Genomic DNA, 11,402 nt, shown 5'->3' on the forward strand with positions numbered 1-11,402 from the left:
CCTACCTCAGCACAAACCGCCCTCGCCGAATCGCCACCCAAGCCAGCACCACAAACAAAATCAGCGCCAACACCTTCGCCACGTTTGTAATCGGCTCAGTCCCCTTCGGCGCCAGCTCATGCAGCGGCGCAATCTTCTCGAACGACTGCACAATCAGCACCAGCACATTAAAAAACTCCGCAATCGTCGCCGTAACGATATACGTCTTCGACCAACCCTTCTGCCACGCCAGCACCGCCACCGCCAGCACCACCAGCGAAATCACCCCCACCACAATCCCCGGCGTAATCCCATGGAACGGAAAGAAGAATCCCGTCACGCTGGTCAAAATCGTAAATATCAGGAAGGTCCAGTTCCACGACGGAAGCCGCAGCCCGGCAAGAAATCCGTACACCACCACCAGCCCGGCCGCAATTCCAATCAGGCTGATAATCACATGAATCGTTGTAAAGGTAGACATGACGGCATCCTTTCGCAAAGAGAGAGTTTGCTGCAAAGCGCCTGACCCGACGTCATGTCCATCCTACATCGCCCTACTTCAAAAACCCCTCCAACGCCGCATCAAACTTCGCCGGCTGGTCATACATAATGAAGTGCCTTGACCCATCCACCCGCACCAGCGTCACATGCGGCATCGGCCCGTACCCTGCCTTCATCGCCGCCTCATACGCCGCCGGATCCGGCTGCTGCTGCATCGTCGAGTCATACTCATACAGCACCAGCGTCGGCGCCTGAATCTTCGCCACATCCCCGCGCAGATCTGTCAGCAAATCCTCCACCATCGCCTCCACCACCACCGCACGATCGCTTGCCCCCGAGCTCGCCGCCACCAGCTTCTGCCCCTCGGGATCCTTCACCATCTGCGCCGCAATCATCGTCTGCATCCCCGCATACTGGTCCGCTGGAATCGCCAGCATCTGCTGCCGCATCTGGTCGGCAAAAGGCTTCGTCGCCTCCACGGTCGCCGCTGGATTGAACAGCACAGCATAAAACGGCAGCGTATCCACAATCACCATCTTCCGCACATCCCCCGGATACTTATCCGCCAGCATCAACGCCAGCAGCCCGCCCAGCGAGTGCCCCACCACCACAGGATGAATCCCCGTCGCCGCAATATACCCATGCAGCTCTTCCACAATCCCCGGCAAGATCAATCCGGTAGCATTCACCCCAGCCGGCGCGCCAGCAAACCCATCCACCTGCACCAGGTGCAGCCGATAATTCGGCGTCAGCAGCTTCACCTCCGCATCCCACACCGCCCGCGAACTCGACAGCCCCGGAATCAACACCACATCCGGCTTCCCCACCGTCCCTGCATCGACCACCGTAAACCGAGTCGGCCCCGCAGCTTGGGAACCAGCCTTCGCCGCCACCTCCTGCGCATGCGCCGTCAACGGCTTCACCAGCAACATCACACCCGCCAACACCAGCACCACCGTGGCCAACCACTGCATAACCTTCATCACTCGTTCCATCACCGTCTCCTCTTAAACCTTCCGCGACCGAACACCAATCAACTGCGCCGAGATCATCGCAACCAACGCCACAATCCGAAACCCGCTATTCCACGGATGATCATTCACCACATACTGCGCGACGATGAAACAAAGACACGCAACATACAGCAACCGAACCTCAACGCTCATCTTCCGATATGCCCCGCCAAATCTCGGCTTCGTCACAACCAACGTCTCGTCCATCTCATCCTCCCTCGCGCAACCATCCATCCCAAGTGCCATGCATCAGCAATCCCGCATGACACTTGTCATCCCGCATCAAGCCCGGCAGCTCCCGCGCCCACTCAACACGAACCCCGCGGACACCATCAAGATCAACGCAACCCGCACCGCCAAACCAAGGCCAACCAGCCGCGAGTGACTCCCCCAGGGCATCGCCAGCAGCGCAAGAATCGAGTAGTAAAGAACATTCTGAACAAGCGTCTTCGGTCTAACGTTCATCTTCATTTCATTTCCTCTCACGTACGGGTTGTTGATGTTGCGTTAGAAAGACCGAAGAGTCGCTCTACAAGTACGTTCGACTCACCACGAATTACGCATTCTCTACGCTCTACGCTCTACGCTTTACGCTCTACTCTCTACGCTTTACGCTCTACTCTCTACGCTCTACTCTCTACTCTCTACGCTCTACACTCTGCCCTACTCCCCATCCTGAAACATGCTGTCGATCTTTCTTCCAAACAGCCGCGACAGCTTGAACGCCAGCGGCAGCGACGGATCAAACTTCCCCGTCTCAATCGCATTCACGCTCTGCCGCGACACCTCCAGCTTCTCCGCCAGGTCCGCCTGCGACCAACCTCTCTCCACCCTCAGCTCCCGTATCCGATTACGCATCGTCCCTCACCCGGTTACTCATCGTTTGCGCCGCCTGTGCCACGCCATACACCACGAAGAACAACACCCAACCGGTGAACGCCGGAAGCGCCGCCGCCCCACTGATCGATCGCAGAACATCATTCACCACCAGCACCGCCAACACCGCCGCCGTTCCTGCCAGCAGCGACCGCATCGTGATCAGTCGGATGTATTCGTCCTTCTCCTCCTGCAGATACATACCCAACGCCCCCATCATCGCCAGCAGCGGCAGCGCCGGCACCAACGCAATCGCATAGAGCAGCCAGCCATGCGGATGCGCATGCTTCACAATCGTTACCGCCCCCAGCGTCACCGCCAGGTACAACGGCATCGTCACCAACACCCGCCGCTGATAACGCGTGCTCGCAGGCGTAGTCGCTCCACACACACTCATCGCACTCCTCCGCTTCCCAACATCGCGTCCGCATCCGCCGGCACCCTGTTCTGTACCCGGTACGTCAGCTTCGCCACCAGCATCGCCGTCAGGAACACGCCCAGTTCAACCGCCGCCGGCCAGCTCCCTCTCCATCCAAACAACTGCAGGAACCCGTGGAAGCATACCGTCGCCATCACCGCCGCCGTCCCCCACAACAAGCACCGCACCACCAGCTGCCGATGGAACTCGTCCACCTCTTCGCCCAGGTAGCGCGCCAGCGTCGCAATGAACGCCAACACCGGAAGCGTCGTCAGCAACGCGAGCACAAACAGCATCGGCCCCGCCGGCTTCGTCCGGTCCACCCAGAACATGGCCGCCACGAACACCACCTCATATGCCACCAGCACCACAGCTCCGCGCCGAATCAAGCTCTTCTTCGCCGCACCCAGCTTCTTCCAGTTCCACGCCATCTCAACCTCCTCCTTCGAGCCGCCAGCACCCGAGGTCAAACCAGATCATGTCAAGTAGACTTGACATGCATGTCAAGCAAACTTTACATATGCCACCTCGGCGTGTCAAGTGTCCTTTACATTAATCCGAAAAATGTAAAGTAAGCTTGTCAAAAAGGTTCCCCTCACCCCCTGAATTGCGCCCCGAAACCAAGCTAAAACACACGATTTGGGTCTCGAAACCCACCTAAATCCGCACGAATTGATAGGCTATTACTCACCATGAACGTCAACTTCGCCGAACGCGCGCACAACCACAACTGGAAGCTGGATCCCATCGTGCGCTCGCTCCTCGACACCGACTTCTACAAGCTCCTCATGCTGCAGTTCATCTGGAAAAACTTCCCAAAAACCCAGGTAACCAGCGAAATCCACAACAGAACCGCCCACATTCGCCTCGCCGATCGCATTTCCGCCGCCGCCCTCCGCGACCAGATGGAGCACGTCCGCACCCTCCGGCTCCGTCGATCCGAGCTAGTATGGCTCGCAGGCAACACATTCTACGGGGTTAAGCAGATCTTCCACCCCGACTTCCTGGCCTGGCTCGACCGCGATTTCCGCCTCTCCGACTACGAGATCACCGAACACGACGGCCAGCTAAGTATCCGCTTTTCAGGCCTTTGGACAGAGGTAACCATGTGGGAGGTCTACTCCCTGGCCATCGTCAGCGAGATGAAAACCCGCGCGGCCCTAGCCACCCTAAACGAGCTGGAACTAGACGTCCTCTACGCCCGCGCCAAGACCCGCCTCTGGGACAAGATCGAACTCCTTCGCCCCATCCAAGGTCTTCGTTTATCAGACTTTGGCACCCGCCGCCGCCACAGTTTTCTCTGGCAGGAATACTGCGTCCAGGCCCTCGCAACCGCCTTAAACACCAACAAATCCGAGCGTTTCACCGGAACCTCCAACACCGCCCTAGCCTACAAACACGACCTCGAAGCCATCGGCACCAACGCCCACGAACTCCCCATGGCCATGGCCGCCCTGGCCTCCCAAGGCACCGACGACGACCTCCGCAACAGCCAATATCGCGTCCTCGAACTCTGGCGCCAGTCCTACAACAACGAGCTCCTCATCATGCTCCCCGACACCTTCGGCACCAGCCAATTCCTCGCCCACGCTCCCTCTTGGACCGCCAAGTGGACCGGTGAACGTATTGATTCCAAAGACCCCTTTGTGGCTGGCGACGAGTACATCACCTGGCTCGAATCCCACAACGAAGACCCGAAAACCAAGCGCCTAATAGCCTCCGATGGCCTAGACGCCTCCACCATCGCCCAGCTGCACGCCTATTTCGACAACCGCATCCGCTTCTCCGCCGGCTGGGGCACCTTATTAACCAACGACTTCCGAGGCTGCCACCCCCGCAACGAAGACACTTTCGAACCAATCTCGCTAGTCTGCAAACTAACCAGCGCCGACGGCATCCCAACCGTCAAACTAAGCGATAACCCCAGCAAATCCACGGGTCCCGCCGACCTGATCGCCCGCTACCGCCGAGTCTTCAACACACCAGTCCAAACCGAAATCCCCGTCCTCGTCTAGCCCTACCGCTCGCGTTTTTCCAGACGCACCGTCCAAGCAGCCAAAGGACTCTCCCATGCCAAAGTCTTTCCTGCTCATGTTTACCCTGAGCTCCTGCCTCTGCGCCGCAGCCCAATCCACGCCCCTGCCCGACCCGCAGATCTTCGCTCCAGGCATCGTCTCAGGCCCCGCCAACGACGGCGCCCCCACGTTTTCTCCTGACGGCAATACCCTCTTCTTCACCCGTAGCGCCGCCCACTGGTCCGTCATTCTGGAATCCCACAAGCTCAACGGCACGTGGTCGAAACCCACCCTAGCATCCTTTTCCGGTGAATGGCCCGATTCGTCCCCCGCCATGTCACCCGACGGCGCCTACATCGTCTTCCAGTCCACCCGCCCCCTCATCCCGCTCGTAACTCCGCCAAAGCCCGGCGTCCCCATCCCCGGCATCGTATCCAACCTCTGGCGAGTCGACCGGACCACCTCGGGCTGGACCCAACCCGTACGCCTGCCCGACACCGTCAACATCGGCCACTCGATCTGGAAGCCGACCATTGCCGCCAACGGGGACATCTACTTCACCTGGATTGACGACAAAGGCAGCAAGCGCCTTTTTGTCTCCGAACGCACCAGCGGCCAATACCAACCAGCCCACCCGCTTCCCTTCAGCGACGGCTCAACCCTCGACGTCGACCCGGAGATTGCCCCCGACGGATCCTTCATCGTCTTCTGCAGCGCAGGACGCCTGCCCGGCGACCCTCACGATCGCCTGTTCCTCGTCCACCGCGAAGGCGCCAACTGGGGCAAGGTGCAGCAGATTCGCTACGCCGGCGATGAAAAGCCCTACGGTCCCAGCACAGACGACGAACCCCGCCTCGGACCCGACCACCGCACCTTATATTTCAGCAGCGACCGCACCCTCTCTGTCCACTTCCCCAGAACCCACGAGCAAGCCCAGCACGACCTCGATCGCCTGGAGATCTGGGACAACAGCAACTCCAACGTCTGGTCCATCTCCCTATCCCCGTGGCTGTAACCAAAGCAGTCGAAGTCGCCGGCATAGTTCCTATACCTCAAATTCAAACGCACAACCCTCGCCTCCACGCGCGCGCAACGTCCCTGTCAAAGTAGCCCGATATACTGTCGCAATGCCGCGCCCTACGACACTCTCTCGCATCGCCCTCGCCGCCACGCTCCTACCCATCCTCACCACCCCCGTCGCACACGCCTGGGGCCGCGACGGCCACATGCTCATCAACAAGCTCGCCGCCCAAAACCTTCCTGCCGACGTACCGTACTTCCTCCGCAATCCCAACGGTGTCGACGTCATCGAGTGGATGGGGCCGGAGCCCGACCGCTGGAAGCAGCGCGACGCGGAGCCCGACCTCGTCGCCACGCAATCCCCTGATCACTTCTTCGACTACGAGTGGGGCATCTATGGCGCGACGCCCTGCGCCAGCGGAACTCCAGACTGCATCGACGGTTACAACTTCCCACGGAAGCGTTACGACTTCATACGAAACCTCTCCGCCGCCCTTCCGCAGCACCCCGAAATCAAGACCTTCGAGACCGTCGGCTTCCAACCCTGGCAGGTAGAAGAAGTCTGGGAGCGCCTTAAGTCTGACTTCCGCGAGTACCGCAAGCTCACTGCCGCCAACGGCAACACCGCCCCCGTCCAGCTAGCTATCCTCTTCGACGCCGGCTGGCTCGGCCATTACGTCGGCGACGGCTCCCAGCCCCTGCACAACACCATCCAGTACAACGGCTGGACCGGCCCCAATCCCCACCACTACACCACCGAACACAAAATCCACGCGCAGTTCGAGTCCATCTTCGTCTCCGCCGACATCAAGCCCGCGGACGTAGCACCGCTCGTAGCCGCCGCCCAACCCACCGTCATCGACGACGAATGGACCCAATACTGGAACTACCTCCACCACTCCAACAGCCTCGTCGAAAAGGTCTATCAGCTCGAGAAAGACGGCGGTTTCACCGACGCCGGCACCCCCGAAGCCAAGGCCTTCACCGAAGAGCGCCTCGCCGCCGGAGCCATCGAGCTCCGCGACCTCATCAACTCCGCCTGGGTCCACTCCGCAGATCCCGTTCAGGAATACCACGGCCCCCAGTAGCGGTTGTCAGTTCTTAGTTCGGTTGTCAGTTCTTAGTTCTCAGTTCTCAGCCAAGACTCTCCCTGGCTCTAACTGAGAACTGACAACTGACAACTGACAACTAAGAACTAAACCCCACCGGCGGTCCGCCCACCCGGTTCGCCATCTTTCGCAGCACCGGCTCACTCGCCATCGCGATCAGCGGCATCGCCACCGCAGCGAACACCGCCCACACCACCAGCGCATGCCACTCCCACCTCCACAGCAGCCGCGTCGTGTGCCATGGATGATGTTTCGCGGCATACCAAAGCTCATGTCCCTCGAGCGGCAGCTTGTCGGTGCCGAACACCACGTCTCCCACCTTGATAAACACCGGGAACAGCAGCCACTCCAGCGGATACACCGCGTGATTGCCCACCTGTGACGCCACAATATTCAGCCGGAACACCGACGCCAGTCCCAACGCCACCAGCGTCGTCGATCCCAGCAGCGGATTCACGCCCACCACCACACCCAGCGCCAGCGACCACGCGAGCTTATTCGGATCGGCCCCCATCCTCAACAGGCCCACCACCGGATTCACAATCCATCGCTGCCAAAGACTCGCCACACTCCCAGCATATCGGTACACTCACCGCAGCGCCTCTGTTGTTCTCTCTGACCCCCTTTGAAGGATCCCGGTTTGTCTCTTCTCAGCACGCCCCGCCGCATCTACCGTGTCCTCGCGCTCGCCGCCGTCTTTGCTTACTCCATCCTTGAAGTCCTTATTACCCGTCCACGCACGCGCGCACTTCGCGCCGCCTGGCTCAGCCGCATCGGCAACCGGCTGCTCCGCACGCAGAACATCACGTTCACTACCGTCGGCCCCGTCCCCATGCACGGCGCCGTCATCACCAACCACCTCACCTACGTCGACATCATCATTCACGGCTCCATCCGCCCCTGCGTCTTTGTCTCCAAGATCGAGATCCGCAAGACCCCGGTCTTCGGGTGGGTCAGCATGATGGCAGGCACCATCTACATCGATCGCGCGTCCAGCCGCGCCGGCAGCATCACCAAAGCGGCCGAAGGCATGGCCAAGGGCTTTCGCGATAATCTCCCAGTCGTCTTCTTTCCCGAAGGCACCACCGGTGTTGGGGATGTTCCGACGCTGCCCTTCCGCAGCGGCCTTCTCCACCTGGCGATCGCCGACAAACAGCCGGTCAGTGCCGGCTTCATCCACTACGACCTCACTCCCTACGACCTCGCCCGCGGCAAGTCCACCCGCAATGACGTCCACTGGGGCCACCAAACCCTCTGGCAGCATCTCTGGAACTTCGCCGATCTCCACGGCGTTCACGGCACCATCTACTTCGCCCCCGAACCCATCGGCTTCTCGGAAGCCGCCCTCAAGAACCGCAAGATCGCCGGCCGTGAAGCTCAGGCCGCCATCGACGCCATGGCCGTTCCTGTCCAGCAACCTAGCCTCAACCCTGAACCCTGAGCCCTGAGCCCTCGTCTCACTGGCACTGCAGCGAAGTCCATACCCCCGCCGTCGTCCCAGATGCCGAATTAACCCGAAGATCGATAAATTCTCCCGCCCCGATGACCGCGGATCCCACCGCCTTGCAACTGCCATTCGTTGCCGGCGAGCAGCTCAACGCCGTGTCCTGCAACGCGCCCGCAAACCCCGCCCGCAATGTCACAGTGATCGTCACCGGCTGCTGCGAGTAGACATCCAGCTCCGTCGCCGTACATCCTTGCGGCACCCAAGCCAGCACCGACCCCGACGTCTCCGCAATACTCGCATTCGGAGAGTTCACCGCGTAGTACAGCGTGTTGTAACTCGTTGCGTGATACATCGCAGTAAACGTTCCACTGCTCGTACCACTCCCTGAACCCGATCCAGCCGCCCCCTGGGGAATTCCAAAGTTCAACACCGCCGCCTGCTCCGTCCCGCTGTTGGCGACTGTAGCCTGCGACCCCGCCGCCAGCGTTGTCACGGTTCCCACACCCACCGTCGCCGCGATACCCTGCGCACCCGTAGTACCTGTACCTCCTGATTGGGCTAGTACAACCCAAGTGGATGGGTACAGGTCAGGCTCAGCATTACTCCCCGCCACCTGCGCCAGGTAGGTCGACCCCGCAAAGGTTACCGCGTCGTTCACCGCATACTCTACCGCCGCGCTCCACACGCCGCGAAAGTTCATCCCCACCGTACCCGCCGCGCCTGTCGCACCCGTAGCGCCGGCCGAACCGATAGCTCCCTGCGGCCCTGTAGCTCCCGCGGCCCCCGTGGCGCCGGTAGCTCCGGCCGTGCCTGCAACACCCGCCTGCGCCAGCACCGCCCATGCCGTCGGATACAGATCTGGCCGCTGCCCCGCATTCCCCGCGACCACGGACAGATAGCTCTCTCCCCCGTAGCTCACCGCGTCATTCACCGCATAGCTCGTCACCGAACTCCACGCCCCCAGCCACGCCAGCCCCGGCGTTCCATTCAGCCCATTTGTCCCATTCGTCCCTGTAGGACCCATCGAGCCCGCTGCCCCCGAGGCTCCTGTCGCGCCCTGCAAGCCCGTGGCTCCCGTCGATCCGGTTAGACCCAGCGCCCCCGCCGTGCCGGCAACTCCCTGCAAGCCTTGAGGTCCCGCAGATCCGACCGCACCGGTCGCTCCCGTCAATCCTTGCGCTCCGGCTGGCCCTTGGATCCCCATCGGCCCGGAGGCCCCTGGAGCTCCTGCCGGCCCGACCTCGCCCTGCAAGCCTTGCGTGCCGTTCGCACCGGTTGCACCGGTCGCTCCCGGGAATCCATTCGCGCCGGCAGGCCCCGAAGCCCCCATCGCACCCGTTGCGCCGGCCACTCCCATTGCTCCGGTGGCCGAAAACATGGCCCAGGCCGCCGGACTCACGCTCGGCGTGTTCCCATGATTATCCGCAGTCAATGAGACCCATCCCGCGCCCTGCCAAAGCACTCCATTTCCCGCTGCATAGTTCATCGTCGAGTCATATGCCCCGACAAAACTCATCCCCACTGGTCCCGCGGCCCCAATCGGGCCCATCGGACCCTGCAATCCCTCGCCGCCCGTTGTTCCCGTCAGACCCTGCGCGCCCGCCTCCCCCGCAACGCCCGGCATTCCTTGCGGCCCTGCCGATCCTGCTGCCCCCGTCGCCCCAATCAATCCCTGCGCCCCCGCCGGTCCTTGAATCCCCATCGGCCCGGCGACGCCGATAGGTCCCGGCGCTCCAACCATGCCCAGCGGCCCCGCTGGCCCCACCGGCCCTACTCCACCCACCGGCCCCGCCGCTCCCTGCGCCCCCACCGACGTCAGCACTCCCCAGTACGCCGACCCAACTCCCGGTGTCTCTCCTACGTTCCCCGCCACCAGCGACACCCAGCTCGCCCCGTCGAACACCGCCACGTCACCCAGCGCGTAGTTCCCCACCGAGCTATACGCCCCGCGATATACGAGCCCCGGCGTCCCCGGTTCCCCCGCCGGACCCTCGAGTCCGACTGGTCCTGCCGCGCCCGCGAGACCATTCAGCCCATTCAGACCCGCCACGCCCGCCGGCCCCTCCGCCCCCGTAGCGCCCGCCGCTCCACTGGCCGCAAACATTCCCCAATCGCCCGCGCTCAAACTCGGCGTATTCCCATGATTGTTCGCAATCAGCGATACCCAGTCAGCCCCCTGCCACAACACCCCATCCCCCAACGCATAATTCTTCGTCGAGTCATACGCTCCCTGGTAACTCATCCCCACCGGCCCCGCCGGACCCTGCGATCCCATCGGCCCCGACAGCCCCTGCGCCCCCGTCGTGCCCGGAATCCCCTGCCCGCCCGCCTCTCCCGCTATCCCCTGCGCGCCCTGTGCCCCCGTCGATCCAGGAGCGCCAACCGGGCCCAGCAATCCCTGCGCACCCATCGGGCCCCCCACTCCTTGCACGCCCGTGGCCCCTGCCGGTCCTTGTGCCGTCAGCACTCCCCAGTACGCAGGACTCACCCCTGGCGTCTGCCCCACATTGAACCCAGTCAACGACACGTAACTCGATCCCTGGAACACCACCACGTCCCCCAGCAAATAATTCCCCTCCGAGCTATATGCCCCCTGGTACACCAGCCCCGGACTTCCCGCTGGTCCCGCCACTCCCGTTGGTCCTTGCGCCCCTACCGGTCCCTGAACGCTCTCGCCCATCGCTCCTTGCGGCCCCACAGCACCGGTCGCACCCGCTGGCCCCGAGACCCCCTGTGGACCCTGCGAGCCCGTCGCTCCCTGCACGCTCAACCCCATCGGCCCTTGCGGCCCCAGCGCCCCTGCCGGCCCCTGCGATCCCGCTGTCGCCAGCATCCCCCAGGTCAGCCCGGAGGTTCCCGGCGCGCTTCCCACATTTCCCGCCAGCAGCGAAACCCAGCTCGATCCGCCCCACTGAACGACATCCCCCAGCCCATAACTCACTCCTGCGTCATAAACCCCGGCAAAGGAGATTCCCCCACCCGTCCCCGAAATCCCCGGCACGCCCTGGGGGCCGACCTCCCCCC

Annotated in this window: 13 protein-coding genes; 4 read left to right on the forward strand and 9 right to left on the reverse strand. The window is 62.3% G+C overall.

Translation table 11 applies throughout. The annotated features are described in order from the left end of the window. Nucleotide 1: 1 nt before the first annotated feature. The 7 genes from GSQ80_RS14175 to GSQ80_RS14205 all read right to left on the reverse strand — a co-directional run bounded on the left by GSQ80_RS14175 (nucleotide 2) and on the right by GSQ80_RS14205 (nucleotide 3,218). Nucleotides 2–460 (reverse strand): hypothetical protein, encoded by a 459-nt coding sequence (locus tag GSQ80_RS14175; RefSeq protein WP_158788231.1) that lies wholly within the window; start codon nucleotides 458–460, stop codon nucleotides 2–4. Between the two features lie 73 nt (nucleotides 461–533). After that, on the reverse strand, nucleotides 534–1,475 hold the full coding sequence (locus GSQ80_RS14180) for an alpha/beta fold hydrolase (protein ID WP_254059646.1): 942 nt from the start codon (nucleotides 1,473–1,475) through the stop codon (nucleotides 534–536). Nucleotides 1,476–1,487: 12 nt separating this feature from the next. Further along, nucleotides 1,488–1,700, reverse strand: a complete 213-nt coding sequence (locus GSQ80_RS14185; protein WP_158788232.1) for a hypothetical protein — start codon at nucleotides 1,698–1,700, stop codon at nucleotides 1,488–1,490. A 75-nt stretch (nucleotides 1,701–1,775) separates the two neighbouring features. Next, nucleotides 1,776–1,964 carry a hypothetical protein gene (locus GSQ80_RS14190; protein ID WP_158788233.1) on the reverse strand — a complete coding sequence of 63 codons (189 nt, stop codon included), beginning with the start codon at nucleotides 1,962–1,964 and terminating at the stop codon, nucleotides 1,776–1,778. Between the two features lie 192 nt (nucleotides 1,965–2,156). Next, the gene (locus GSQ80_RS14195; RefSeq protein ID WP_158788234.1) at nucleotides 2,157–2,351 is read right to left on the reverse strand and encodes a helix-turn-helix transcriptional regulator; all 195 of its coding nucleotides are present in this window, start codon (nucleotides 2,349–2,351) and stop codon (nucleotides 2,157–2,159) included. After that, entirely contained in the window at nucleotides 2,344–2,766 is a 423-nt protein-coding gene (locus GSQ80_RS14200; RefSeq protein ID WP_158788235.1) for a hypothetical protein, read from the reverse strand. Before GSQ80_RS14200 ends, GSQ80_RS14195 begins: the two co-directional genes overlap by 8 nt. After that, complete coding sequence (locus GSQ80_RS14205) at nucleotides 2,763–3,218, reverse strand: hypothetical protein (protein WP_158788236.1); 456 nt, start codon at nucleotides 3,216–3,218, stop codon at nucleotides 2,763–2,765. Before GSQ80_RS14205 ends, GSQ80_RS14200 begins: the two co-directional genes overlap by 4 nt. A gap of 261 nt (nucleotides 3,219–3,479) precedes the next feature. On the opposite strand from GSQ80_RS14205, the gene pncB reads away from it, so the two are divergent. From pncB to GSQ80_RS14220, 3 genes are all read left to right on the forward strand, one after another. Next, complete coding sequence (gene pncB, locus GSQ80_RS14210; RefSeq protein WP_158788237.1) at nucleotides 3,480–4,802, forward strand: nicotinate phosphoribosyltransferase; 1,323 nt, start codon at nucleotides 3,480–3,482, stop codon at nucleotides 4,800–4,802. Nucleotides 4,803–4,857: 55 nt separating this feature from the next. Beyond that, nucleotides 4,858–5,817 carry a PD40 domain-containing protein gene (locus tag GSQ80_RS14215; RefSeq protein WP_158788238.1) on the forward strand — a complete coding sequence of 320 codons (960 nt, stop codon included), beginning with the start codon at nucleotides 4,858–4,860 and terminating at the stop codon, nucleotides 5,815–5,817. A 112-nt stretch (nucleotides 5,818–5,929) separates the two neighbouring features. Beyond that, nucleotides 5,930–6,910 carry a nuclease gene (locus tag GSQ80_RS14220; RefSeq protein WP_158788239.1) on the forward strand — a complete coding sequence of 327 codons (981 nt, stop codon included), beginning with the start codon at nucleotides 5,930–5,932 and terminating at the stop codon, nucleotides 6,908–6,910. A 100-nt stretch (nucleotides 6,911–7,010) separates the two neighbouring features. On the opposite strand, the gene GSQ80_RS14225 is transcribed toward GSQ80_RS14220, so the two are convergent. Further along, on the reverse strand, nucleotides 7,011–7,499 hold the full coding sequence (locus GSQ80_RS14225; protein WP_254059647.1) for a DUF2062 domain-containing protein: 489 nt from the start codon (nucleotides 7,497–7,499) through the stop codon (nucleotides 7,011–7,013). Nucleotides 7,500–7,571: 72 nt separating this feature from the next. On the opposite strand from GSQ80_RS14225, the gene GSQ80_RS14230 reads away from it, so the two are divergent. After that, nucleotides 7,572–8,372, forward strand: coding sequence for a 1-acyl-sn-glycerol-3-phosphate acyltransferase (locus tag GSQ80_RS14230; protein ID WP_158788240.1), 801 nt, complete (start codon nucleotides 7,572–7,574; stop codon nucleotides 8,370–8,372). A gap of 16 nt (nucleotides 8,373–8,388) precedes the next feature. Here GSQ80_RS14230 and GSQ80_RS14235 read toward each other — a convergent pair. Then, nucleotides 8,389–11,402 (reverse strand): collagen-like protein (locus GSQ80_RS14235; RefSeq protein WP_158788241.1); only part of this gene is annotated, 3,014 nt, incomplete at its 5' end.

It is taken from the genome of Granulicella sp. L46 (genome assembly GCF_009765785.1).
Classification (GTDB): domain Bacteria; phylum Acidobacteriota; class Terriglobia; order Terriglobales; family Acidobacteriaceae; genus Granulicella.